This is a genomic window from Streptomyces sp. NPDC021020, from assembly GCF_044333285.1.
Lineage (GTDB): Bacteria > Actinomycetota > Actinomycetes > Streptomycetales > Streptomycetaceae > Actinacidiphila.
This window is the reverse complement of the sequence record NZ_JBIRQQ010000008.1, coordinates 459,292-484,255: the sequence shown is the minus strand read 5'-3', so window position 1 is coordinate 484,255 and position 24,964 is coordinate 459,292. Positions and strand designations below refer to the sequence as shown.

Genomic DNA, 24,964 nt, shown 5'->3' with positions numbered 1-24,964 from the left:
GCGGAGGCCCCCGTACGCCTGGGCCCGTACGCCTGCGGCCCGCCGACGGCGCCGCGTGCTACAGTGCCCTTAGCACTTCTCTGTGCCGCCTTTTCGCGGCGCCGGTGCTGGTTTCAGTTCCCGTCCGGCGGTTCGCCGGTCCGGTGGTTCCCCTCCGCGGTCGCGCAGGGCGCGTCCGCGCCGGTTCGCCCTCGACGCCCAGGTGACAGGCCTCGGTACGGGCCGCCGGGTGATGTCCGCGGTTCGCGGAGCGTGACGATCCCGCTCGCGCCGCATCCCCCTCCCGCTCCTCCCCCGCTTCCCCGCTTCCGTCCGCGAAAGGACGACGTACATGCCCCGCACTCTCGAACGGCCGGACGTACGGCCCGAGACGGCCGCCCCCGTGACGGGCGTCCTCGACATCCAGGGCGGCCAGGGCCGCCTCCGCTCCCCCGGGCTGCACCCCGCGCCCGGCGACCTGCACGTCCCCGCCGACCGGATCCGCGCGGCCGGGCTGCGCCGCGGCGACCTGGTGACCGGGCTGCCCGGCAAGCCCGGCGCGCTCACCGAGATCCAGCTCGTCAACGGGCGGCCCGCGGGCGCGCCCCGACCGCACTTCGCCGACCTGACACCGCTGCACCCGCGCGAACGGCTGCGCCTGGAAAGCCCGTTGCTGCGCGGCTCGGGCGCGATGTCCGGGCGGCTCATGGACCTCTTCGCGCCGGTCGGCAAGGGCCAGCGCGGGCTGATCGTGGCGCAGCCCAAGGCGGGCAAGACGGTGCTGCTGCAGAACGTCGCGGCCGCGATCGCCGCCAACCACCCGGAGTGCGTGCTGATGGTGGTGCTGCTGGACGAGCGGCCCGAGGAGGTCACCGACATGCGGCGCGGGGTGCGCGGCGAGGTGCTGTCCTCGACCTTCGACCGGCCGCCGAAGGAGCACATCGCGCTCGCGGAGCTGGCGGTGGAGCGGGCCAAGCGGCTGGTGGAGCTGGGGCAGGACGTGGTGATCCTGCTGGATTCGCTGACCCGGCTGTGCCGGGCGCACAACAACGCGGCGGCGCACAGCGGCCGTACGCTCTCCGGCGGGGTGGACGCGGCCGCGCTGCACGGGCCGAAGCGGCTCTTCGGCGCGGCGCGGCGGACCGAGGAGGCCGGGTCGCTGACGATCCTGGCCACCGCGCTGGTCGACACCGGTTCGCGCGCCGACAGCTTCTTCTACGAGGAGCTGAAGGGCACCGGCAACATGGAGCTGCACCTGGACCGTACGCTCGCCGAGCGGCGGGTCTTCCCGGCGGTCGACATCCTCTCGTCCGGCACCCGGCGCGAGGAACTGCTGCTGCCGCCGCGGGAGTTGCCGGTGGTGCACGGCCTGCGGCAGGCGCTGCACGGGCGCGACGCGCACTCCGCCCTCGATGTGCTGCTGGACCGGATGCGGCACACGCCCGACAACGCGTCCTTCCTGCACCAGGTGCAGGGCACCGTCCCGCGCCCGGCCTGAGCCCGGCCTGAGCCCGGCGGAAATCCGCTGGACCGCGCGGCGCGGCGGCGGTGATGATCGGCAGCATGGACACGAGTGACCCCGCGTCCGGGGGTGAGGCGCTGGTCGAGGACTTCCTGCGGGACGGCTTCGTGAAGATCGAGGGGGCCTTCGACGCTCCGACCGCCCGCGCGTGCGCCGACCTGCTGTGGCAGGAGACCGGCTTCGACCCGGCCGATCCTGCGACGTGGACGAAGCCGGTGCACTGGGTGGGCAACATGCCCCAGCCGCCCTTCGTCGCCGCGGCCAACACCCCTGTCCTGCATGCCGCGTTCGACCTGCTGGTCGGGCCCGGACGGTGGGTGCCGCGGCCGTCGCTCGGCTCCTTCCCGCTGCGCTTCCCGCACCCGGAGGAACCGGACGACGCGGGCTGGCACATCGACGGCGGCTACCTGCCCGCGGGCGAGAGCTGGCATTTCTCCAACCTGCGTTCGCGGGACCGCGCACTGCTGATGCTGTTCCTCTTCACCGACGTCACCGAGGACAACGCGCCGACCCGGATCCGCGTCGGCTCCCATCTCGACATCCCGCGGGTGCTCGCCCCGTACGGCGAGACGGGCGTGTCGATGCTGCGGGGCGCACCGGCGATGGTGGCCGCCTCCGACCACCGCCCGGTGGCGCTCGCCACCGGCCGGGCGGGCGACGTCTTCCTGTGCCACCCCTTCCTCGTGCACGCCGCGCAGCCGAACCACGGCGCCGCGCCGCGCTTCCTCGCCCAGCCGCCGCTCCACCCCGCCGTGCCGCTGGAGCTGGAGCGCGCCGACGGGGCGTACTCGCCGGTGGAGCTGGCGATACGCCGCGGGCTGCGCGCCGCGGACGTCGGCTAGCGTCTGATCATGCTGTACGGACGGGACGGGGAGGCCGCGGCGCTGCGCGGCCTGCTGGACGGGGCACGGGACGGGCGCAGCGGGGTGCTGGTGCTGCGCGGCGAGGCGGGCATCGGCAAGACCGCGCTGCTGGAGCACGCGGTGGGCCAGGCCGCGGACATGACGGTGGTACGCGGCTCGGGCGTCGAGTTCGAGGCGGAACTGCCCTTCGCCGGGCTGCAGTTGCTGCTGCGTACGGCGATGGGCGCGGACGGCGCGCTGCCGGAGCCGCAACGGCGGGCGCTGCGGGCGGCGTTCGGGCTCGGCGGTGTCGAACCGGGCCCCGTCGAACCGATGTTCGTCGGCCTGGCGGTGCTGTCGCTGCTGTCGGAGCACGCGGGCGACGGGCCGCTGCTGTGCGTCGTGGACGACGCCCAGTGGCTGGACCGGGCGTCCGCCGACGCGCTGCTCTTCGCGGCGCGGCGGCTGGACGCGGAGGGCGTCGCCATGGTCTTCGCGGCGCGCGACGGCGAGGGTGCCTTCCCCGCGCCGGGCCTGCCCGAGCTGCGCCCCGCGCCGCTGGACGAGGCGGCGGCGCTGGCGCTGCTCGCCGAGCGCTCCGGGCCCTCGGGCCGGGAGGACCCGATGGCGGAGGGGCTGCGCCGCCGGGTGCTGGCGGAGGCGCAGGGCAATCCGCTGGCGCTGCTGGAGCTCCCGGCGGGACTGCGGGACGCCGGGAGCGCGGTGGCCGGGCCGGGCGCGCTGCCGCTGACCAGCCGCCTGCAGCTGGCCTTCCACGGCCGGGTCAGCCATCTGCCGCGGGCCACCCAGACGCTGCTGCTGGTGGCCGCCGCCGACCACACCGGCGAGCTGGGTACGGTCCTGCGGGCGGCGGGCGAGCTGGGCGCGGGTGTCCCGGACCTCCCGCCCGCGCAGGACGCCGGGCTCGTCACGGTGGACGGCACGCTGCTGCGCTTCCGGCATCCGCTCGTGCGGGCCGCGATCCACCAGCGGGCCTCCCTGCCCGAGCGGCTGGCCGCGCACCGCGCGCTGGCCGCCGCGGCCGACCCCGAGCGCGACGCCGACCACCGCGCCTGGCACCTCGCGGCCGCCGCGACCGGCCCCGACGAGGCGGCGGCCGCCGCGCTGGAACGCACCGCGGGCCGCGCGCGCGAACGCAGCGGCCACACCGCGGCCGCGGCCGCGTACGACCGCGCGGCCCGGCTGAGCACCGACCCGCCGGCCCGCCTGCGCCGCCTGCTCCTCGCCGCGGAATCCGCCTCCGAAGCGGGCGAGATCCCCCGCGCCCGCGCCTTCGCCGACGAGGCCGCCCGCCTGGCGACACGCCTGACCGCCACGGCCGCCGCCCCACGGGAGGAAGCGGCACCGGTGCAGGGCCCGTACGGCGCCCCGGAGACCGACGGCCGGGGAGAGGCACCCGCACCTGCACGGCACCTACACGGCGCCGGCCCGGGCGGCGGCGCCGGGACCGACGCGGACGCCCGCAGCCCGCAGGAGCCATCCGCATCGGAGCAGCACCCGTACGGCAGCGGCCCGGACGGCGCCCCAGGGACCGACGGCCTGGGAGAGGCAGCCGCACCCGTACGGCGCCCGCACGGCAGCGGCCCGGGCGGCGGCGCCGGGACCGGCGGCCCGGGGGAGGCAGCCGCACCCGTACAGCGCCCGCACGGCAGCGGCCCGGACGGCGGCCCGCACGCCGCCTCGGGCAGCGCGCCCGGGAGTGCCCTGGCCCCGCGTGCCGCCGGGCCGGGCGGCAGGCCCGAGGGTGCCTTCCCCTCAGGCGGAGCCGAACAGCTCGCCGTCGCGCGGACGTTGCACGTGCGGGGGCTCGCGGACTTCCTGGAGGGGGACTTCCCCGGTGCGCACCGGCTGCTGACCGAGGGGGCGGCGCTGGCCGCCGAGGGGGATCCGCAGCGCGCGGCGCGGATGCTCGTGCAGGCCACGCACACCGCGTGGTATCTGGGCGGCGACGTGGTCACCGACACCCTCGCGCGGCTGGACGCGCTGGGGCTGCCGCCGGACGCGCCCGTGCTGCCCGTCGCCGCCTTCCTGGTCGCCGCACTGGGGCCGGGCTCGGCCGGGCGCGTACCGCCGGACCTCGGCGCGGCGGCGGCCGCGGCGCGGGCGGCGCACGGCGGGCGGGTCGATCCCGGGCATCTGGTGATGCTGTGCGGGGTGGGCCTGACGCTCGGCCAGGACGTGCAGGCGCACGAGCTGACCACGGTGCTCGCGGCGGAGGGCCGGGAGAGCGGCGGGGTCGGGCGCCTCACGACGGTGCTGTTCTTCCGGGCCGAGGCGGAGATCTTCGACGCGCGTTTCGACGACGCGGCGGCGACCGCCCGGGAGGCGCTGCGGATCGCGGCGGACACCGGGCAGCGGCAGTGGGTGAGCCAGCTCAGCAGCGCGCTCGCGTACGTCGCGGCGATGCGCGGCGACCAGGACGAGTGCCGCCGCCGGGTGGACGCGGCGCTCGCGGGCGGCTCGGGCACGGCGATGGCGCCGGGCGCCCCGTGGGCGTACTGGTCGCAGGGGCTGCTGGAGCTGGGCCGCGGCCGGGCGCAGGCGGCGCTGGAGCAGCTGGCGCTGCTCGGCGAGGAGTCGGTGCGGCACCACATATCGGCCACCCGCAGCGTGCCGGACCTGGTGGAGGCGGCGGTGCGGCTCGGGGTGCCGGAGCGCGCGGACGCGTCCTTCGCGCGGTTCGAGGAGTGGGCGGCGCGGTCCGGGCAGAGCTGGGCGGCGGCGCTGGTGGCGCGCTGCCGGGCGCTGCGCGCGCCGGAGGCGGACGCGGAGGCGTACTACCTCGCCGCGCTCGACGCGCACGACCCGCACCGGCGGGCGATGGAGTCGGCCCGCACCGGCCTGCTGTACGGGGAGTGGCTGCGCCGGGCGCGCCGCAAGAACGAGGCCCGGGTCAGGCTGCGCACCGCACTGGACGTCTTCGAGCGGCTCGGCGCGGCCCCGTGGGCGGAGCGGGCGCGCGGCGAGCTGGGCGCGGCGGGCGGGACACTGCCGGAGGCCGGCCGGGAGGCGGCGCCGGTGGACGCGGAGGCGGGGCTCACACCGCAGGAATCGCAGATCGTCCGGCTGGCGGCGGAGGGCCTGTCGAACAAGGACATCGCGGCCCGGCTGTTCCTGAGCCCGCGGACCGTCGGCTACCACCTGTACAAGGCGTACCCGAAGCTCGGTGTGGCCTCCCGGGGCGAGCTGGCCGGGCTGTTCGGGCAGGCGTGACACGGGGGGGGGGGAGACACGCGGGTGCCCGCCCGGTCGCGAGGACCGGACGGGCACCGGGGGTCGTGCCGCTCGGGCGGTGGCTCAGACGGTGACGCCGTGCGACGCCAGGTAGGCGACCGGGTCGATGTCGGAGCCGTAGTCCGGCGTGGTGCGCACCTCGAAGTGCAGGTGCGGGCCGGTGACGTTGCCGGTGGCGCCGGAGATGCCGATCTCCTGGCCCTCGGTGACGGTCTGGCCGACCGAGACCACCGGGCGCGTCAGGTGGCCGTACAGGGTGTACTTGCCGTCCGCGTGCTTGATGATCACGTCGTTGCCGTAGGCGCCGTCCGCGCCCGCGTGGACGACGGTGCCGGCGGCCACCGAGTGGACCGGGGTGCCGCTCCAGACGAGGAAGTCGACGCCGGTGTGGTGGCCGGAGGACCACATGCTGCCGCCGGTCTTGTAGCCGGTGCCGATGGCGGCGTCGCCGACCGGCTTGGTCCAGCCGGTGTCGGCCTTCTTCGCGGCGGCGGCGGGGGCGGCCGGAGCGGCCTTCTTCACCGGGGCGGCCTTCTTGGCGGGGGCCTTCGCGGCCGGTGCCTTCACCGCGGGCGCCTTCGCGGCGGGCGCGGCGGCCGGGGTGGTGTCCAGCGTGATGTGCAGGCCGGGGCGTATCAGCGACGGGTTGGCGCCGATGGCCTTCTTGTTGGCGTCGTAGAGCGCCTTCCAGCCGCCCTTGACGTGGTGCGTGGTGGCGATCTTCGCGAGCGTGTCGCCGCGGACCACGGTGTAGTCGTGCGCCGTGGCGGTCGCCGCGGCCGGGGCCTTGGCGGGCTCGGCGGCGGACGCGGACTGGGCGACGCCGACGAGCGGGATCGCCACGGCAGCGGCGCCCGTACCGGCCACGATGCAGACGCGGGTGAGGCGGTTGAGCGAGCGGGGCTTGCGGTGCTGACCCTGTGCGGGCATGGGGATTCCTCTCCTACGCCTGCGAGGTGAGCTGTCGGGTTCGGGCTGGAGATGCCCGGCCGCGGCCGCGGTGCGCGCTCCGGTCAGGTGCGCGGGTGTACGGCACGGCTTCACCCCGAGCCGGCCGGGAGACGTCCCGGACGGCGGCTTACCTTGGGTCCCCCGCTCCTGCCCTTTGCAGCTCGGATGGTGCTGCGCCCGGGCGGCGGCAGGATTCGGCGTTCCGCCCGGCGGCTGTCGCGGACGTCCGGCCCGCGGTAACGGCGAAGCTAAACGACCTCGCGAGCGCCGGGCAAGCAAACCCGGCATGCCGCCCCATTCCACCCTTACCGGCGGTCACAGCGCGCCACCCGTACGATCCGGTACGTACCCGCGCCCGTCACCGTCCGCGGACCGGCCGCGTACCCACCGCAACATTCGACCCGCGGCGGGAACAGCGGGTGCGCGGGCCGGGAGCGGACCGTGTTCGGCGGGTGACACCGGACACACGATTCGCCCGGCGTGATCCACATCACCGTGAAATGTCCGATATGCAGGCTTATGCAACTTTCGCACCTTTAGTCGCCGATGGGGGGTCAGAACGTCCCCGGCGCCCCGCCGATCCGCGCGTCCAGCGTCCTGCTGAGCCGGTAGGCGACCGGCCGGAAGCCGACCGCGGGCCAGTGGCCCGCCGCCAGCGGCGAGGAGGAGTGCCAGCGGGCCGACATGTAGCGGTGTCCGTTGTCGTACGCCCAGGCCAGCGCGGTGGCCAGCAGCACCCGGCTGATGCCCTCACCGCGCGCCGACGGCTCCACGTACGCCTCGGCCAGCTCGACGCACGACTCGGGTATCACCGGATCCGGAGCGGCGGGGACGATGACGACCATCGCGATCTCCTCGCCGCGCCGGGAGGCGATCCAGGCGCCGCAGCGCGGGTCGGCGAGCGCGTCGGCGTAGCGCAGCCGGTGCGCGGCGAGCGCGGCCTCGGGCTGCGGCTGGAAGACCGCGGTGCCGCGCTGCCGCCGGGAGGACTCGGCGGCCATCCGCCCTATCTGCGGCAGGTCGCCGGGCCCGGCACGCCGGATGCCCAGGCCCTCCACCCCGCGCGGCTGCCGGCCGCGGGCCTTGACCGCCATCAGCCCGTGCACCAGCTCGCGGCCGAAGCCGAGGTCTACCCAGGGCGCGGTGGCCACCTCGCCCGCGGGCACCTGCACGTAGTGCACCAGCCGCCGGTCGGCGACCAGCCGCTCGGCGATCCGGGCGTAGAGCGAGCGCAGCACCTCGGTCTCCCGCCCGCCGGGCAGCGCGTGGCCGCCGTACGGGACGAGCGCGGAGTGGGGGTGGGTGCGCAGGCCCGCGGGGTCGTCGGGGGCGAGCGTGACGGGCTGGGCGGCGAGGTAGCCGATCATGTTGCCGTCGCCGTCGAGCGCGCGGCAGGCCTCCAGGCCGGGCACCGTGTGCAGCCGGCCGAGCAGGTCCTCGCCGCGCACGGGTCCGTCGGCCAGCCAGGACCGCTGCGAGGGCGGGCGCCGGGCACGGGCGAACCAGCGGTCGTAACGCTGCACGGCCAGGGGTATGTGCTCGGGAGTCAGCGGCGCGGTGGCGACAGTCATGGTGGTCGTGGACGCTAGCGGGGCGCGACCGCCGAGGGCAAGGCGGAGCCTGGTCACGACGCTCATGCCGGCTCCCCGCCCGTCCACGCGGGATGCCGCGGGTCGTCGGCGCGCACGGTGACGTCGGCGGTCTCCTCCGGCAGCACCTCGTCGGCGTAGCGCGCGAAGGCGGGCAGCGTCCAGCGCGCCGCCTCCTCCGTACGGCGGGCGAGCGCGGCCGGCGACAGCCGCAGATGCACCGTCAGGTCCAATGGCAGGCCCTGCCCGAGCAGCAGCGGGCCGTCCAGCACCAGGACCCCGCCGGGCGGCAGCTCGACGTAGTCCGCCCGGGTGGAACGGTCGGTGCCGGGGTCGCGCAGCGACGGCAGGGCGCGCCCGCTGCCGCCGGGGCCGAGCGGGTCCAGCACCTCCCGGCGCAGGGCGCCGGTGTCCAGCCACAGCTGGTAGTACGCGTCGGCGTCCTCGTGCCCGTACTCCAGCCGCAGCGACGCGGGCCGCCAGAAGTCCGCGGCGCGTACCCGCAGCACCCGGTGGCCGAGCGGCGGCAGCGCGGCGGCGAGGTCGTCGGCGAGGTCCGCGGTGCCGGCGGCGGGCGCGCCGTCCACGGCGACCCGCCACCACGGCCCCGCGGGCGGGTCCTGCCCGGCGATCTTCTCGGCGAGGGCCGCGGCGAGCCGGGGCCGGCTGATCGGCGTGAACTGCACGCGCCCATCCTGCCGGAGCCGCCCACGGAGCGGACGCGAGGGCCCGCCGTCACCCGATCGGGCGGGACGGCCGCGGGGCCGTACGAGCGCCACGCGCGCGCCCCGGCGGGGACCAACCCACCCTGATGGGCGAAATTCTCTACAAATCACCCATCTGCCGCCGAGCGGGATCCATGACTTTTTGTGACCCTGGAGGAACTCATGGTGACCGTCCCCCTCACCCAGGAGAAAGCCCATGATCCTGTCCATGTCCGGTGTCGTCCTGCTCGGCATCATCGTCTTCCTGTTCTTCCGCAAGGACGGTCTGAAGATGTCCCACGGCATCGTCAGCGCGCTCTTCGGCTTCTACCTCGCGAGCACCGCCATCGCCCCGAGCATCACGGCGGGCGGCGCGAGCCTGGCCAGCCTGCTGGGCGGGATCAAGATCTAGGGCTGCCGACGTCACCCCCAGGACCCGGGAGCGCGCCCGCTCCCGGGTCGCTCGCGGTCCCTCCCCCGCCGCACCCCAGCACTCCCCCGCCACCCATGGAGCAAGCCGTGTCCAGGCGCCCCCTGCCCAGCATCCTGACCAGCCGTCCCGCGCTCGCCCGCGGCCGCGACCTGGCGCGCACCGCCGCCGACGGCGCCTCGGACGTCCTGCATCCGGTCATCACCATCGGCCGCGGCATGCGCCGCCAGGCCGCCTGGGCGGGCACCTGGTGGGCCCGCACCCCCAAGGACCGCCGCGGCCCCGCGCTGCTGCTCGCCGCCGGGGGCGTCGTGGTCGTGGTGATGATGCCGTACGGGCCGCTGCTCGCCCTGGCCGCCGTGCTCGCCTCCGCCGCCTGGATGGGCCGCGACCGCGCCGCCCGCACCCCCGCGGGCCCCGGCGAGGCCGAGACCGCCCGGCTGCGCGCGCTGTACGACGCCCTGGTGCCGTACCTCTCCGACCCCGCCGACCCCGCGCCGCTCTACACGTACGACGGAGGCTGGGAGAAGGCCTTCGGCTCCTACGACTTCGAGGACGGCCGACTCGTCCGGCTCGAACTGCGCTACCCGGCGTACTTCACGGACGGCGAGCCCGACGCGCGCACCCGCGTCGAGCAGCTGCTGCACGCCAAGGCGGGGCGCGGCCGCGAATACCGCTTCGACTGGAACGAGGAGGACAACCGCCTCGTCCTCACCGCCCTGCCGCCGCTGGCCACCGACATCGCCGTGCAGCGCTTCGTCACCGCGCCCGGCGAGACGGTGCTCGGCTTCACCGACCCGGACGCGGTGGACCGCACGCTGCCGGTCACCGGCGGCGACGGCACGGAACCGCGCGACGCGCCGCCCGTGCTGTGGCGCACCGGCGCCCGCTCCACCGAGCCGCATCTGCTCGCCCTCGGCCAGCCCGGCACCGGCACCACCGGCCTGCTGCGCTGCGTCGCGCTCCAGGCGCTGACCGGCGGCGACGTCGTCGTGGTGGACGGCAGCGGCGCCGGTGAGTACGCGTTCCTGACCGGGCGGCCCGGCGTGCTCGCCGTCGAGGACGGCGTACTCGGCGCCGCCGCCACGCTCGAATGGGCCGCGCACGAGACGGAGCGGCGGCTCGTCGCCGTCAACCGCGCGCGGCAGGAGGGCCGCCCGGTCGAGGACGACGCGCGGCGCCCGCTGTGGATCCTCGTCGACCGGCCCACCGCCCTCACCCAGCTCGCCCTCGCCGAGGGCCGCCCCGATCCGCAGCTGCTGCTCGACGTGCCGCTGCGGCACGGGCGCGCCGCGAACGTCGCGGTGGCCGTCGCCGACCAGCTCGACGCGACGGAGGGGCTCGCGCCCGTCGTCGTCGCCCACACCCGCGCGCGGGTCGTGCTCGGACGGCTGGCGTCCGAGCACGTCGAGGCGGTGCTCGGCGCGGCGCCGGGGTCCACGCCGGCGGCGGACGTCCCGCCCGGCCGGGGGTACGCGCGGCTCGGCACCGGGCCCGTCCTGCGCCTCCAGGTCCCGGCGGCGCCCGACCCGTACGACGAGGAGAGCGCGGCCGCTCACCGCGAGGCCGTCCTCACCCTCCTCCCGGGCGCCGCCCCCGCCCCCACCTCGGACCCGGCCCCGGAACCCGCGGCCCCCTCCCTCCGCAAGGACGTCATCCGCACGGTCGCGGACCTGACCTAGGCCGCCCCTGCGGCGCGGGGAGCTGGCGCCTGCGGCGCCGGGCGAGCGTTTTTAGGGGCGCGGGGAACTGCGCGCTCAGCCCCCACCGGGGCGCGGGTAGTCACCGGCCCGAAGGGGCAGTTCGGTCCGTACCGGACCACCGGCCGGTGGGTGGTTGCTCGCGCAGTTCCCCGCGCCCCTGATAAGCACCGCCCTGCGCAAGGGCGCCGCGGCCGCAGCCGAAAACACGCACCGCCCCGCGCAGCGGATCGCTCAGGCCACGAACAACCCCGTAGGGTCCGCGTCCGGGGCGCCCCCCGAGCGGACGACGGTGGCAGCGGCGGCAAGCCGAGCCGCAGCCTCGCGCGCGGTGGGGCCGCTCACCGTGAAGGGGATGCGGACGTAGGACTCGAACGCCCCGTCCACCCCGAAGCGCGGGCCGGACGGGACCCGTACGCCGAGGCGCTCGCCCGCGACGGCGACCCGGGAGCCGGACACGTCACCCGTGCGGACCCACATCGTCATACCGCCGCGCGGGACGGTGAAGTCCCAGTCCGGCGTGTGCTCGCGCAGCGCCGCCGCGAGGTCGTCGCGGCATTCGCGGGCGCGCAGCCGCCGCGTGGCGAGCGCCTGGTCCCAGCCGCCGCCGCGCAGCAGCCAGGCGACGGCGAGCTGGTCGACGACCGGCGAGCCGAGGTCGAGGTAGGCGCGCGCGGAGACCAGTTGGCGGACGACGTCGGGCGTGGAGCGGACCCAGCCGATGCGCAGCCCCGCCCACACCGCCTTGCTCGCGGAGCCCACGGTCATGACGGTGCCGCCGCGGTCGAAGGCGGCCATCGGGCGCACGCCGGGCTCGTCGCCGTCCAGGGTCAGCTCGGCCATCGTCTCGTCGGCGACGACGACCGTCCCGGCGGCGCGGGCGGCCTCGACCAGCTCGCGCCGCTCGTCGTCGCCGACGAGCGTGCCGGTGGGGTTGTGGTAGTCGGGCATGACGTACGCCATCCGGGGGGCGGCGTCCCGCAGCACGCGGCGCCACGCGGCCATGTCCCAGCCGCCGAGCCCTTCGCGCAGGGCGACGGGGACGAGCCGGGCGCCGGTCTCGCGGAAGAGCTCCAGGACGTTCGCGTAGCTCGGCGACTCGACGGCGACGCGCTCGCCGTGCCCGGCGACACGGCGGGCGGTGGCGCCGATCGCGCCCATCGCCCCGGTGGTGACCATGATCTGCTCGGGCATGGTCGGCACACCGCGCGCGGTGTAGCGATCGGCGATGGCCTCGCGCAGCACGGGCAGACCGGCGGGGAAGTCGCCGTGGGTGGCGGCGTAGGCGGGCAGCTCGGCGAGGGCGCCCTCCATGGACTGGGTGAGCCACGGTTCGGGTGCCGGGAGCGCGGCGCAGCCGAGGTCGATGACGGAGCCCGCCGCGTCCGGCGGGAGGGGCTCCAGGCCGCGGGTGGGCAGTACGTGCCCGTCGGGGATCGCGGTCCAGCTTCCGGCGCCGCGCCGCGAGCGCGCGAAGCCCTCGGCGCGCAGCGCCTCGTACGCGGCCGCGACCGTGGTCCGGCTCACCCCCAGCGCGAGGGCCAGCTCGCGCTCGGCCGGCAGCCGGGCGGCGACCTGGACGCGGCCCTCCAGGACGAGCAGCCGCACCCCGTCGGCGAGCCCGCGGTAGGCGGGGAGCCGCCGTCCGCCGGCGGACGCCTGCGGCCCGGGCGACAGCAGCCTGGCCAGATGCGCGGCACTCACCGACGCGGTCCACTGCGACATGGAATTCAGTCCACCTTCCGCGAATTGGCCCTGGAGAAGCTCCCCTTACGAGCCACAGAGTGTCATGCGTGTCCGTATGACCACCATCCGGGGGGCTCCGTTGTCACCTGTACGCCTGTTTCCTCCGTCCCGGCTCGGGCGGCTCGTGGCGGGCCGCGGCCCGCTGCCGGTGGCCCGCCTCGTCATGCTGTACGCCGGGCTGCTGCTGTACGGCGTGACGGACGGGCTGATGATCCGCGCGGATCTCGGGCTGGACCCGTGGGATGTCTTCCACCAGGGACTGTCCCGGCACACCGGGATCTCCATCGGCAACGTCTCGATCATCGTCGGCGCGGTGGTGCTGCTGCTGTGGTGGCCGATCCGGCAGCGGCCCGGCCTCGGCACGGTCTCCAACGTCTTCCTGGTCGGCGGCGCGATCGACGTGACCCTCGCGCTGGTGCCGCACGTCGAGGCGCTCGGCGGGCGCATCCCGCTGCTGGTGGGCGCGGTGGCCGGCAACGGGGTCGCGACCGGCCTGTACATCGCCGCCCGCTTCGGGCCCGGCCCGCGCGACGGCCTGATGACCGGGCTGCACCGCAGGACGGGCCGCTCGCTGCGGCTGATCAGGACCGCGATCGAGCTGACGGTGCTGGCGGTCGGCTTCGTCCTGGGCGGCGGCGTGGGCGTGGGGACGGTGCTCTACGCGCTGGCGATAGGGCCGCTGGCGCAGTTCTTCCTGCGCGTTTTCGGCGGCCTGGAGCCGGGTACGGAACCCTCCGCCGCAGCGGCCGGGTCCGCCGCGCGGGAACGCTTGATGGCGGACACGATTTAGCCCCCGGGCACGCGGACAGGTAGTGTACGCGGTTGGCCCTCCGGCTTGACCGTTACTGCACGCAAAAGATATGACAATGCCGGGTGACATCTTGTCCCGGATGTGACAAAACGGGCATCGGCGGGTACAAACAGGGGCGACACGACGGGCGACGCATCTCCCACTTCGGGAATCTTCACCGCCGACCGGACGTTGACCGGATGACGACGACAGCGACACCTGTCCTGTGGGCGACCAAAGCCCGGGAGGCACGATTCATGAGTGAGCGAGCTCTCCGCGGCACGCGACTCGGGGCCACCAGCTACGAGACCGACCGCGGCATCGATCTGGCCCCGCGCCAGACCGTTGAGTACGCATGCCGGAACGGCCATCGATTCGAGATGCCGTTTTCGGTCGAGGCCGAGATTCCGCCGGAGTGGGAATGCCGCGCCTGCGGCCAGACCGCGCTGCTGGTGGACGGCGAAGGCCCGGAAGAGAAGACGACCAAGCCCGCGCGCACGCACTGGGACATGCTCATGGAGCGGCGCACGCTCGAAGAGCTGGAGGAAGTGCTGGCCGAGCGGCTGGCCGTGCTGCGCTCCGGCGCCATGAACATCGCGGTGCACCCGCGAGACAACCGCAAGACCGCCTGACCCGACCGATACCCCGGGACACGACCCGGGGTGCCTCCGGACCCCCCGCCCGGCGCGGGACGCGATGCCGCGTCCCCCGGCCGGGCGGTCGTGTGTCCGCCCCCGGGGCCGCCCGTCCGCGGACGGGCGGCCCCGACCGGGCGGGCGCGTACGCGTTCCCGCGTGAGCCTGCTCACACCTCCGCCGACCGCCACGCCCCCGGGACGTGGCGGTTCAGCGGTCGTGGTGGTCGATGACCTCGCCCTGGATGACCTTGCCGTCCGGGCGGCGCATCCGCGCCTGGTCACCGGCCTGCTGCGCCTGCTGTGCCTGCCGGAAGAGGTCGCTGATCGAACCGGGTCCGGCGTCCGGGTGGCGCCGCAGCGAGCGGCGCGCCAGGCGTTCGGCGAGCGCCCCGACGAGTCGCCGGGTCGGCGGGAAGAGCAGCAGCAGGGCCACGGCGTCCGAGAGGAAGCCGGGGATCATCAGCAGCAGCCCGCCGAGCATGTGCAGACCCGTGCGCCCGCCGCTGCCGGGCGGCGGCACCGGGGAACCCTCACCCGGCCTGCCGTCGGGCACCTGCACCGTGGCCGTCAGATTCCGCCAGGCGCTGCGCCCGGCGCGCTTGACGGCCGCGGCGCCCAGCACGAAGCCCGCGATGAGGCACAGCAGCACGACGAGGCCGCTGGTGGCCGACGCCACCACCGTCATCAGCCAGATCTCCAGCACGGCCCAGGCCGCCACCGCCAGGGGCACCACGGTACGGGCGCGGGAGCGCCGCCGCGGCTGCCCCGGCGGCTGCTGCCCGGGCTGCGGAGGGACCGGGCGCGAGGAACTCGTCGTCATAGCTCAAGTGTGCCAAAGAGCAGGTAAAGCCCGGGTCGGTCCCCCCGTGCGCGATGGACGGCGGGGCCGCCGCGCCGCCACGATGTGCGGCGTGACGAGCACCCCGCCCGACCCGCAGCCCGAGCCGCAGCCGGCGTCCGCCCCCGTACCGCCGCCGGAGCGCGCGGCGGCGGCCGCCGAAGGGCCCACGACGGACGGGTCGGCCGCGGCGCACCTGCCGGCCTGGCGGAGGGTCACCCGCGGGGAGCCGCGGTGGGCCTCCACGTCGACGGTGCTGGCCGTCGTCGTGATCCAGTTCGCGCTGCCCGCGCGGCTCGCGGTGCACCCGCGGTGGCTGATGCCGGTCGTGGAGCTGGCGCTGCTGGTCGCGCTGGTCGCGGGCAACCCGCACCGCATCGAGCGCTCCTCGCGGACGTACCGCGTGCTGGAACTGGCCCTCACGCTCGCGATCGGCGGCGCGAACGCCTACGGGGCCGTGCGGCTCGTCGCGGGCCTCGTACGGGGCACCGAGGGCTCCTCCGCGGGCCCGCTGCTGCTGACCGGCGGGGCGATCTGGCTGATCAACATCGTGATCTTCGGGCTGCTGTACTGGGAGCTGGACCGCGGCGGGCCCGCCGCCCGTGCGCAGGGCGAGCGGGACGTGCCGGACTTCCTCTTCGTCCAGATGCAGGTGCCGGAGATGGCGCCCGCGCACTGGGAACCGGCCTTCTTCGACTACTTCTACCTGTCGTACACCAACTCCACCGCCTTCAGCCCGACCGACGTCATGCCGCTGACGCGGTGGGCGAAGGCGCTGATGCTGGCGCAGTCCGCGGTGTCGCTGCTGACCGTGGTGCTGGTGGTCGCGCGGGCGGTGAACATCCTCCACTAGCCGACCGCGGCGGGCGCAGCCGCTAGTGCGACTCCCGTTCGGCGGCGCTCTCGGCCGTCTCGGCCTCGGCCGGTGCCGCCTGCTCGGGCACGGAGACCGCGCCCGTACCCTCCGCGGGCCGCTCGGCGGCGGGGGCGGCCGGGGCGCCGGTGTCGGGCTTGCGGCCGGTGAGCTGCCCGGCGCGCGAGCTGACGCCCCACGCGGTGACCCGCAGGAACGCTTCGGCAACGATGTTGCGGCTCATCTTGCTGTCGCCGCGCTCCCGCTCGACGAAGGTGATCGGCACCTCGATGACGTGGAAGCCCGCCTTGACCGCGCGCCAGGCCAGGTCGACCTGGAAGCAGTACCCGGCCGACGCCACGTCGTCCATGCCGAGGCCCAGCAGCGTCTCCTTGCGGAAAGCGCGGTAGCCGCCCGTCACGTCCCGCAGCGTCACCCCGAGCATCAGCCGGGAGTACGTGCTGCCGCCGCGGGAGATGTACTCGCGGCTCTTGGGCCAGTTCACGACCCGGCCGCCGGGGATCCAGCGCGAGCCCAGCACCAGGTCGGCGCTCTTGAGCGCGGTGAGCAGCCGCGGCAGCTCCTCGGGCTGGTGGGAGCCGTCGGCGTCCATCTCGACCAGGACGTCGAACCCGTGGTCGATGCCCCAGCGGAAGCCCGCGAGGTAGGCGGCGCCCAGGCCCTCCTTGCCCTTGCGGTGCATGACGTGCACCGCGGGGTCGGCGGCGGACAGCTCGTCGGCGAGCTTGCCGGTGCCGTCGGGGCTGTTGTCGTCGGCGACGAGGATCTCGGCCTCCGGCACCGCGGCCCGCACCCGCCGCACGATCGGCACGACGTTCTCGGCCTCGTTGTAGGTCGGGATGATGACCAGGACCTTGCCCAGCGGGCCGAAGGTCCGCTGCTCGCCGTCGTTCACTGCTGCTCTTGCCCTTTCGCCGTGCGGGTGCGCTCGCGCCTGCCGAGCGCGACGGCAGCCGCACAGGACAGGAGCCCCACCATAGCGAGAGTCCACTCGGGTGCCGCACCGACGCGATCGGCCAGCGTCGTGCCGTCGCGCAGCGGGATGTCGGCGTTGAGCACCGTCTGCGTGAATTCCTTGCTGCGCTGCTCGATCTTGCCATCAGGAGCGACGATCGCGCTGATTCCGCTGGTCGCGGCGGTGACGACGGCCCGGCCGTGCTCGATCGCGCGCAGCCTGGACATCGCGAGCTGCTGCTCGGGCTGGCCCGTCTCGCCGTAGGTGGCGTTGTTGGTCTGGACGACGAGGGCGCGGGCGCCGGCGTTCACGGTGTCGCGCACGATGCCGTCGTAGGCGACCTCGAAGCAGATCACGTCGCCGAGCCGGGCCGGGCCGATCTGCAGCACCCCGGTGGTCTTGCCGGGGTAGAAGTCGCGCGGGATCTCGTCGAGCCGGCTGATGACCTTGGTCAGCTCCTTGCGGAAGGGCACGTACTCGCCGAACGGCACCGGGTGCTGCTTGGTGTAGTGCGCGCCCGGGCCCTTCACCGGGTCCCAGACGATGCCCTCGTTCTGCACGTGGTCCGCGTCGGGGCCGTCCACCAGCACCCCGACCAGGACGGGGACGCCGACCGCCTGCACGGCCTCGGTGATCTTGTCGTACGCGGCCGGGTGGCTGAACGGGTCGAGGTCGGAGGAGTTCTCCGGCCACAGCACGAGGTCCGGCTTGGGCACCTTGCCCGCCTTGATGTCGGCGGCGAGCTGGAGGGTGGCCTTGACGTGGTTGTCCAGGATCATCATCGGGCGGCCCAGGAAGTGCATGCCCGGCTGCTGCACGTTGCCCTGCACGACGGCGATGCGCACATGGTCCTCGGCATCCGTCGGCACGGGCACCAGCAGCCCGGCGAGCAGCACCGCGGCCGACAGCACGAGCGCGCCGGCCGCGGAAAGGGCGGTACGGGCGCTGCGCGGCTCCGGACGCAGCCGGACCAGCGCGAGGGCCGCGGCGGCCAGCAGCGTGCCGCTCAGGGCCACCGCGAAGGACACCAGCGGCGCGCCGCCGAGCGCGGCCAGCGGGGTGAAGGGCGAGCCGGTGTTGGCGAAGGCCAGCCGCCCCCACGGGAAGCCGCCGAAGGGCAGCCGGTCGCGGGCCAGCTCCTCGGTCACCCACAGGCACGCGGCCCACGCCGGCCAGCCCGGCAGCCGTACGGCCGGCACCATGAACGCGCCCAGCGCGGCGAGGAAGCACGCCTCGATGACCGAGAGCCCGACCACGGCGTCCCAGCCGACGGTGTGCAGCCACTGGAGCAGCCAGATGAAGAACGGCAGCCCGAAGGCGAAGCCCAGCCAGGCGCCCTGGCGCACCGTCCGGCCGCGCATCAGCAGCGTGAAGGCGGCGACGGCCGCGAGCGAGAGCGGCCACACGTCGTACGGCGGGAAGGCCGCGGCCAGCGCGAGCCCCGCGGCCGCGGCGACCGCGCTGCTGCGCCACATCCGCCGGACGAGCGCGGCGAAGCGGCGCCGCCGGGTGGGGCGGGCCTCGGGCGCCTCGGCGGCGTCCGGCGAGGTGTCCGGGGCGGTGTCCGGGACCGGACGGGGCTCGTACGTCGCGGGCGCCTCGGCCGCGTCCGGCACGGTGTCCGGGGCCGGACGGGACCCGGACGTCGCAGCCGCCTCGGGCGCGCTGTCCGGCGCGTTCGCGGTGTCGTCCGCCGGGGGGCGCGCGGGCTCCGGCGCGGCGCTCGCAGGGGGAGCGGCGGCGGGTTCGGGCGCGCCGGACTCCGCCGGGGGCGCCGCGCTCGCGGCTTCGGGGCGCAGGCGCACGATCGCGGCCTTCCTCGCAGGTGGAGACGTGGTGAAGGCGACCGTACCCCGGGATGGCGTCCGGGCGGGCCGCAGGTGGGCAAAGCTTCCCACCTCAACCTGTCAGGCCCAAAGTCCCAGCCCCGCCCGCGCGGAGCGCACCGCTGCGGAACGGGCCCGGACACCCTTCGGGCCGACCCGGGGCGCGCTGGCTGCGCGTCCGCCGAGGCCGTTGTCTACTGGGCGTCCGGGCCCTTCCCGGGTCCCACCTGCCGACCGGGCGGTGCTCACCCTCCTGACCCTCACGGGCGGAGAGGCCCACTGGCGAGCCGCGTTCCGCGTCGTGCGCGCTGGACCTGGCTGCCAGTGGCGGCGTGCACGTGCGGCGCGACACCCCACGGCCCAGCGGGCGTTCGACGCCCTCGCGAGTACCTCCGGTTCGGCGTCCTGTGGTGGACTTCGCCGAACCTACTCGCCCTCGACGGGCAACTGTCAACAACCCTGTGACCTGCGGAGTTTCACCAAATCAGCAGGTCAGTGCGGACCGGCCGGGGGCGTTGCGACACGCCGCCGACCGGCCAGGGCACACCGTTCGGCCGCATCGGGGCGCCTCCGCGGTCACCCGTTCGGCCGCTCGTGGACCGTACGGCCGCCGACGACCGTCCGCAGCGCGACCGGCAGCTCGCGGCCCGGCGTGAGGTCCGGCAGTCCGGGCACTCCCGAGCGCGGGTCGGTGGACCAGTTGGCGACGCGCTCGTCGGGCGCCTGGACGACCAGGTCGCCGACGCTCCACACGGCGTAGTCGGCGGGTGCGCCGGGCACCAGCACGCCCGCGTCGTCCCGGCCCGCCGCGCGCCGGCCGCCGCGGGTGTGGGCGGTGAAGGCGGCGCGGGCGGAGATGCGGTGCGCCGGGGTGCGGTGGAAGGCCGCGGCCCGCACCGCACCCCACGGATCCAGCGGGGTGACGGGGCTGTCGGAGCCGAGGGCGAGCGGCACGCCCGCGCGGCTCAGCGCCGCGAAGGGGTTGAGGGCCGCGGCCCGCTCGGCGCCGAGGCGCTGCGCGTACATGCCGTCCGGGCCGCCCCAGGTGGCGTCGAAGGCGGGCTGCACGGACGCGACGAGGCCGAACTCGGCGAAGGCGGCGATCGCGTCCGGCGAGAGCAGCTCGGCGTGCTCCACGCGGTGCCGCAGCGCCCGCACCCTGTCAAGGCCCGCGTCCGCGGCCGCGGCCCGTACGCCCGCCACGACGGCGTCCACGGCGGCGTCGCCGATCGCGTGGAAGCCGGCCTGCACCCCGGCCCGCGTGCACAGCAGCAGGTGCCGGGCGACGGTGTCGGCGTCCAGGTAGGCCACGCCCGTGCTGCCGGGGGCGTCGGCGTAGGGGGCGTGCAGGTGGGCGGTGTGCGAGCCGAGGGAGCCGTCGACGAACAGGTCGCCCGCGGCGCCGGCCGCGCCGAGGTCGCGCAGCCGCTCCAGGTCCGCGGGGCCGCTCACCGGCTCGGCCCAGTAGCCGAGCACCCGCGGGACCCCGCCCCGCGCGGCGAGCGCGAGCAGCGCGGTCAGGTCGTCCTGCGAGGAGATCTCCGGGCCCGCGCACTCGTGCACGGCGCCGATGCCCTGCGCGGCCGCGTGCCGCAGGGCCGCCCGCTGGGCCGCGTCGCGCTGCGCGGGCGTCACGGCGGCGTACGCGGCCCGGCGTACGGCGTGGTGCGCGTCGCGCGTCAGCGGCGCCTGCGGGTCGTGGCCCGCGCGCCCCGCGAGGTCCGGTACGAGGGCGGCGAGCGCGCTCGTGACGGCCGCGGAGTGCACGTCCGTGCGGGACAGGTACAGCGGCCGCCCGCCCGCCGCCGCGTCCAGCTCCGCGCGGGTCGGGGGCCGGCGCTCGGGCCATGCCGTCTCGTCCCAGCCGTGCCCGAGCAGCACCCGGTCCGCGGGGTGCGCGGCGGCGTGCGCGGCGACCCGCTCCAGGGCCTCCCGCAGGCTTCCGCAGCCCGTGAGGTCCAGTCCGGTCAGGGCCAGCCCGGTGGACGTGACGTGTACGTGCGCGTCGGTGAACGCGGGGGTGACGAGGGCGCCGTCGAGATGGACGACCTCGTCCACGCCGTCGGCGAAGGAGTCCGCGGCGGATTCGCCGCCGACCCAGGCGACGGTGCCGCCCTCGACGACCATCGCGGTCGCGAACGGGTCCGCGGGGCTGTAGACGAAGCCGCCGCGCACCAACACGCTGCGCTGGGCCTGGGGCTGGGTGGCTGAGCTGGGACGCATCCCCCCAGTCTCCCCCGCCCCAGGCCCTTACCCGGCCGCGGGGTACGCCCCGGGCTGCCCTTTGCGGTGAGCGACCGCGACCTTCCGCCGGCGGTGGGCTGCGCAGTTCTCCCCCGGGCTCCGCCTGGGAGGTGCCCCCACGCGCCCCTGAAAAACGCTCACCCAGCGCGGTAAGGGCTCGCTCCTGCCACGAAGGTCGCGCGGGCCACCGCAAGCGGCACCCCGGGGCGGCCCCCTACATCCGGGGAGGGCGGGACTCGTACGGGGTGGAGAGGACGACCGTCGTACGGGTCGAGACGCCGGCGAGGGTGCGGATGCGGGCCAGGAGGTGTTCGAGCTCGCTCGGGGTGGCCACGCGCACCTTGAGTATGTAGTTCTCGTCACCCGCCACGGAGTGGCACGCCTCGATCTCGGCGACGTCGGCGAGGCGTTCGGGGATGTCGTCCGGCGCGCTGGGGTCGAAGGGCTTGACGGAGATGAAGGCGGTGAGCGGCAGCCCGACGGCCTCCGCGTCGACGATCGCGGCGTAGCCGCGGATCACGCCGCGCTGCTCCAGCCGCCGGACCCGCTGGTGGACCGCCGACGTGGACAGACCGGTCGCCTTGCCGAGGTCGGTGTAGCTCATGCGCCCGTCGGCCATGAGCAGTTCCACGATCTGCCGGTCCAGCTCTTCCACAGCCGACGACCTTACCGTTCCGCCGGGGATTTCGGTCATCCGCGGAGCATACGGTCGAGGAAGCCGTTGGAGAAGGTGCCCGCGGGGTCGGTCGCGGCGACGAGCGCGGCGAAGTCGTCCATCCGCGGGTAGCGGGCGCGGATCTCGGCGGGGTCGGTGGTGAAGAGCTTGCCCCAGTGCGGCCGGGCCCCGTACGGGGCGAGCGCGGCCTCCAGCGGGCCGAGCACGGCCAGGACGGCGGCGGCGTCCTTGACCCAGGTGAAGTGCAGGCCGACGGTGTCGCGGCCGTAGGCGGGGCTGAGCCACAGCCGGTCGGCGGCGATGGTGCGGATCTCGCAGATCTGCAGCACGGGCGCGAGGGTGTCGCGCATCGCGTCGAGCGCGCCGAGCGCGGCGGTCGCCCGGGAGCGCGGCACGAGGTACTCGGACTGGATCTCCTCGCCGTTGCTGGGCGTGAAGCCGGGCCGGAAGTGCGGCAGCCGCTCGTGCCAGGGCCCGGGCACGTCGAACTGCTCGGTGCAGTGCACCGGGTCGACGCCGGGCACCGGGTGCAGCTTGGCCTCGGCGGGCTCGGCCCACGGGAAGTCGGCGGCGGGGGCGTCGGCGAGCTGCTTGAGCCAGACCTGGGTGAAGCGGGGGCCGCGCCAGTCGGTGAAGAGGCTGACGCTGTACGCGGCCGAGGTGATCGCGTCGAAGTGCTCGACGGCGTCGGCGAGGGCGAGGCCGGTGCGGACCTGCTGCCGTACGGCGAAGTCGGGCCGCAGGTCGAGGGTGAGGTGGGTGACGACGCCCAGCGCGCCGAGGGCGACCACGGCGCCGTCGAAGGTGTCGGGGTCGGCGGCGCGGCTCATGGTGTGGATGGCGCCGTCGGACGTGACGAGGTCGAGCCCGGAGACCGCGGTGGCGAGTGAGCCGTTGCCGTCGCCGGAACCGTGCGTGCCGGTGGCGACCGAGCCGGCGACGGAGATGTGCGGCAGCGAGGCCATGTTGGGCAGCGCCCAGCCGTGGGCGTGCAGATGCGCGGCGAGGTCGGCGTAGCGCACGCCCGCGGCGACCCGCACGGTGCGGGCGGCGGTGTCGATGTCGATCTCGGGCGGCAGCGCGGAGGTGTCGATGAGGGTGCCGTCGGTGTCGGCGATGTCGCTGAAGGAGTGGCCGCTGCCGAGCGCCTTGGCCCGCCGGCTGCCGGCGACGGCGGACCGCAGCTCCGCCACGGTGGCCGGACGTCGTACTTCGGCCGCCGAGAAGGTCAGGTTCCCCGCCCAGTTGGTTCGCATCACGTCACGCTTCCGATCCCGCGGGACCCGTCCTGGCCTCGCCTGTTGGCACTGTATCCGGACGGTTGGCAAGGCGCCGCGCGGGGGCTCAAGGGGGTGCGCGGGCGCACTGCGGGGGCGCACGAACCGGCCAACCACGGGGATGTGACGAAGCACACACCGGGTGGACCGGTCCGTCCGCTATGACGCGGTTACCCGCGTAGCGCGGCGGGAAGTGCTCGCTATGGCCTGAGGCGTGACGCCCGGCCGACCCGTTGGAGGGGCACTCACCCGAGGGGGACAACGCCATGCGCCATCATGTGCGCCGCAGTCGCAGCGAGCGGACCGCTCCCGCGTCCGAGGAGGGCCACGAACGCGGCCCGATCCCGGCCGCCGGCCTGCCGGACGCCGATGCGTCCGATGACCTGATGGACATCTTCGCGGCCGAGGCGGAAGCCGGCACCGAGGACGTCCTCGACGAGGACACCGCGGACGTCGTCCGGCTGTCCTGCCCCGGCTGCGGGCGGCCCATCGCCGTCCTCGCGGACGAGGACCGCCTTCCGCAGCACGCGCTGTGCCCGACGCCGTGGAATCCGTTCGGCCTGACGGTCTGCGACGGCTCCGGCCGGGCGGTCGCCGAGGCCGGCCCGGTCACCGGCGACGGCGCCGCGGTCAGCCGGCCGGACCTGGCCGCGCTGCTCACCCTGCCCGCCGGGCTCGACTGGCGTACCCAGCCCTTCTCGCACGTCGGCGGCCCCGAGAGCCGCCCCTTCCACCTGCCCCCCCAGGGGCTGGCGGCCTAGGACCTCCCGGCGGCCAGGCCGGCGCCGACGACGCCGCCGGCCCTGCCGCTCCGTCACGTCCGCGGCCCACGGCCCGCCGCTCAGCGGCGGGACTCCGGGCCCGCCAGGTGGCGGGCGACGACCATCCGCTGGATCTGGTTGGTGCCCTCCAGGATCTGCAGCACCTTCGCCTCCCGCAGGTAGCGCTCCAGCGGGAAGTCGGCGGTGTAGCCGTATCCGCCGAGCAGCTGGACGGCGTCGGTGGTGACCCGCATCGCGGTGTCGGTGCAGAAGAGCTTGGCCATCGCGGCCTGCGCGGAGAAGGGCTCTCCGGCGTCCCGCCGCCGCGCGGCGGCCAGGTAGAGCGCGCGGCCCGCCTCGATACCGGTCGCCATGTCGGCGAGCATGAAGCGCAGGCCCTGGAAGTCGGCGACCGGCCTGCCGAACTGCTGCCGCTCCAGGACGTAGCCGAGCGCGGCGTCCAGCGCGGCCTGCGCGACGCCCACGGCGCAGGCGGCGATGCCGAGCCGCCCGGAGTCCAGGGCGCCGAGCGCGATGGCGAAGCCCTGGCCGGGCTCGCCGATACGGCGGGCGTCGGGGACGCGTACCGCGTCGAGGTGCAGCTGCGCGGTGGGCGAGCCCTTCAGGCCCATCTTCCGCTCGGGCGGGGCCGCGGCCAGCCCCGGAGCGTCGCCGGGGACGAGATACGCCGAGATGCCGTGCGCTCCCTCGCCGCCGCTGCGGGCCAGCACGGTGTAGAAGTCGGCGACGCCGCCGTGCGTGATCCAGGCCTTGGTGCCGTCGAGGACCCAGTCGCCGCCGTCCCGGACCGCGCGGGTGCGCAGGGCCGCGGCGTCGGAGCCGGAGGTGGGCTCGGACAGGCAGTAGGCGCCCAGCAGGCCCCCGCCGAGCATCGCCGGCAGGTGCTCGGCACGCTGCTCCTTGGTGCCGTAGTGGGCGAGGGCGTGGCAGGACAGGGTGTGGACGCTGACGCCCATGCCGACGGTGAGCCGCGCGGCCGCGAGCTCCTCCAGGACCTGGAGGTAGACCTCGTAGGGCTGGCCCCCGCCGCCGTACTCCTCCGGGTAGGGCAGGCCGAGCAGTCCGGCTTCGCCGATCAGGGTGAAGACCTCGCGCGGGAAGCGGCCCGCCTCCTCCTCCGCCGCCGCGGCGGGGGCGATCTCGCGCTGGGCGATGTCCCGGGTGAGCGCGAGCAGGTCGCGCGCCTCCTCGGTGGGCAGTTGGCGGGACACCGGCTGCGGACCGTGTTTCTGCATGGCGGCGCACTCCTCCCTGTCGGGGGCTACGGGGCGGGCCGCCGTGGGTGGGCGGTTCCGTCCGATGGGCATACCCGGCTGTCGCCCTCCCGTACCGGATCACGGCACGGGC

Annotated in this window: 20 protein-coding genes and 1 riboswitch; of the genes, 9 read left to right on the top strand and 11 right to left on the bottom strand. The window is 75.7% G+C overall.

Annotation, left to right across the window (positions count from 1 at the left end):
• Window positions 1–331 precede the first annotated feature (331 nt).
• The 3 genes from rho (at window position 332) to ACH4SL_RS25880 (ending at window position 5,577) form a co-directional block, all read left to right on the top strand.
• Entirely contained in the window at window positions 332–1,477 is a 1,146-nt protein-coding gene (rho, locus tag ACH4SL_RS25890; RefSeq protein ID WP_398449540.1) for a transcription termination factor Rho, read from the top strand.
• 65 nt (window positions 1,478–1,542) lie between these two features.
• Entirely contained in the window at window positions 1,543–2,343 is an 801-nt protein-coding gene (locus ACH4SL_RS25885; protein WP_398449538.1) for a phytanoyl-CoA dioxygenase family protein, read from the top strand.
• Window positions 2,344–2,352: 9 nt separating this feature from the next.
• Window positions 2,353–5,577, top strand: coding sequence for an AAA family ATPase (locus tag ACH4SL_RS25880; RefSeq protein ID WP_398449536.1), 3,225 nt, complete (start codon window positions 2,353–2,355; stop codon window positions 5,575–5,577).
• 84 nt (window positions 5,578–5,661) lie between these two features.
• Here the strand turns inward: ACH4SL_RS25880 and ACH4SL_RS25875 are convergent, their stop codons facing one another.
• The 3 genes from ACH4SL_RS25875 to ACH4SL_RS25865 form a co-directional block, all read right to left on the bottom strand.
• Complete coding sequence (locus ACH4SL_RS25875) at window positions 5,662–6,528, bottom strand: peptidoglycan DD-metalloendopeptidase family protein (protein WP_398449534.1); 867 nt, start codon at window positions 6,526–6,528, stop codon at window positions 5,662–5,664.
• A gap of 3 nt (window positions 6,529–6,531) precedes the next feature.
• A riboswitch (cyclic di-AMP (ydaO/yuaA leader) is annotated at window positions 6,532–6,721 on the bottom strand.
• Window positions 6,722–7,103: 382 nt separating this feature from the next.
• Window positions 7,104–8,120, bottom strand: coding sequence for a GNAT family N-acetyltransferase (locus ACH4SL_RS25870; protein WP_398449532.1), 1,017 nt, complete (start codon window positions 8,118–8,120; stop codon window positions 7,104–7,106).
• 62 nt (window positions 8,121–8,182) lie between these two features.
• The gene (locus ACH4SL_RS25865) at window positions 8,183–8,824 is read right to left on the bottom strand and encodes a uridine kinase (protein WP_398449530.1); all 642 of its coding nucleotides are present in this window, start codon (window positions 8,822–8,824) and stop codon (window positions 8,183–8,185) included.
• Window positions 8,825–9,059: 235 nt separating this feature from the next.
• On the opposite strand from ACH4SL_RS25865, the gene ACH4SL_RS25860 reads away from it, so the two are divergent.
• Together ACH4SL_RS25860 and ACH4SL_RS25855 are read left to right on the top strand one after the other, a co-directional pair.
• Window positions 9,060–9,254, top strand: coding sequence for a hypothetical protein (locus tag ACH4SL_RS25860; protein ID WP_031517563.1), 195 nt, complete (start codon window positions 9,060–9,062; stop codon window positions 9,252–9,254).
• A gap of 107 nt (window positions 9,255–9,361) precedes the next feature.
• Window positions 9,362–10,954 carry a hypothetical protein gene (locus ACH4SL_RS25855; protein WP_398449528.1) on the top strand — a complete coding sequence of 531 codons (1,593 nt, stop codon included), beginning with the start codon at window positions 9,362–9,364 and terminating at the stop codon, window positions 10,952–10,954.
• Window positions 10,955–11,206: 252 nt separating this feature from the next.
• On the opposite strand, the gene ACH4SL_RS25850 is transcribed toward ACH4SL_RS25855, so the two are convergent.
• Complete coding sequence (locus ACH4SL_RS25850) at window positions 11,207–12,697, bottom strand: PLP-dependent aminotransferase family protein (protein ID WP_398449526.1); 1,491 nt, start codon at window positions 12,695–12,697, stop codon at window positions 11,207–11,209.
• Between the two features lie 184 nt (window positions 12,698–12,881).
• Here ACH4SL_RS25850 and ACH4SL_RS25845 point away from each other — a divergent pair, with 184 nt between their 5' ends.
• Both ACH4SL_RS25845 and ACH4SL_RS25840 read left to right on the top strand, forming a co-directional pair.
• Window positions 12,882–13,508, top strand: coding sequence for a YitT family protein (locus tag ACH4SL_RS25845; RefSeq protein ID WP_398449664.1), 627 nt, complete (start codon window positions 12,882–12,884; stop codon window positions 13,506–13,508).
• A gap of 257 nt (window positions 13,509–13,765) precedes the next feature.
• Window positions 13,766–14,140, top strand: a complete 375-nt coding sequence (locus tag ACH4SL_RS25840) for an RNA polymerase-binding protein RbpA (RefSeq protein ID WP_031517570.1) — start codon at window positions 13,766–13,768, stop codon at window positions 14,138–14,140.
• A gap of 213 nt (window positions 14,141–14,353) precedes the next feature.
• Here ACH4SL_RS25840 and fxsA read toward each other — a convergent pair whose 3' ends face one another.
• A complete protein-coding gene (gene fxsA, locus ACH4SL_RS25835) occupies window positions 14,354–14,965 on the bottom strand; it encodes an FxsA family membrane protein (protein ID WP_398449524.1) in 612 nt (203 codons plus the stop codon).
• Window positions 14,966–15,056: 91 nt separating this feature from the next.
• On the opposite strand from fxsA, the gene ACH4SL_RS25830 reads away from it, so the two are divergent.
• Window positions 15,057–15,836 (top strand): hypothetical protein, encoded by a 780-nt coding sequence (locus tag ACH4SL_RS25830; RefSeq protein WP_398449521.1) that lies wholly within the window; start codon window positions 15,057–15,059, stop codon window positions 15,834–15,836.
• Window positions 15,837–15,858: 22 nt separating this feature from the next.
• Here ACH4SL_RS25830 and ACH4SL_RS25825 read toward each other — a convergent pair whose 3' ends face one another.
• From ACH4SL_RS25825 to ACH4SL_RS25805, 5 genes are all read right to left on the bottom strand, one after another.
• Window positions 15,859–16,752: a polyprenol monophosphomannose synthase gene (locus ACH4SL_RS25825; RefSeq protein WP_398449519.1), complete on the bottom strand. Its 894-nt coding sequence runs from the start codon at window positions 16,750–16,752 to the stop codon at window positions 15,859–15,861.
• Window positions 16,749–18,428, bottom strand: coding sequence for an apolipoprotein N-acyltransferase (lnt, locus tag ACH4SL_RS25820; protein ID WP_398449662.1), 1,680 nt, complete (start codon window positions 18,426–18,428; stop codon window positions 16,749–16,751). Before lnt ends, ACH4SL_RS25825 begins: the two co-directional genes overlap by 4 nt.
• 786 nt (window positions 18,429–19,214) lie before the next feature.
• The gene (locus ACH4SL_RS25815) at window positions 19,215–20,861 is read right to left on the bottom strand and encodes an amidohydrolase (protein WP_398449517.1); all 1,647 of its coding nucleotides are present in this window, start codon (window positions 20,859–20,861) and stop codon (window positions 19,215–19,217) included.
• 235 nt (window positions 20,862–21,096) lie between these two features.
• Entirely contained in the window at window positions 21,097–21,537 is a 441-nt protein-coding gene (locus tag ACH4SL_RS25810; RefSeq protein ID WP_398449660.1) for an Lrp/AsnC family transcriptional regulator, read from the bottom strand.
• Between the two features lie 35 nt (window positions 21,538–21,572).
• The gene (locus ACH4SL_RS25805) at window positions 21,573–22,814 is read right to left on the bottom strand and encodes an FAD-binding protein (protein WP_398449515.1); all 1,242 of its coding nucleotides are present in this window, start codon (window positions 22,812–22,814) and stop codon (window positions 21,573–21,575) included.
• Window positions 22,815–23,221: 407 nt separating this feature from the next.
• Here ACH4SL_RS25805 and ACH4SL_RS25800 point away from each other — a divergent pair, with 407 nt between their 5' ends.
• The gene (locus tag ACH4SL_RS25800) at window positions 23,222–23,596 is read left to right on the top strand and encodes a hypothetical protein (RefSeq protein WP_398449658.1); all 375 of its coding nucleotides are present in this window, start codon (window positions 23,222–23,224) and stop codon (window positions 23,594–23,596) included.
• A gap of 80 nt (window positions 23,597–23,676) precedes the next feature.
• Here ACH4SL_RS25800 and ACH4SL_RS25795 read toward each other — a convergent pair whose 3' ends face one another.
• Window positions 23,677–24,852, bottom strand: a complete 1,176-nt coding sequence (locus ACH4SL_RS25795) for an acyl-CoA dehydrogenase family protein (RefSeq protein WP_398449513.1) — start codon at window positions 24,850–24,852, stop codon at window positions 23,677–23,679.
• Between the last annotated feature and the right edge of the window lie 112 nt (window positions 24,853–24,964).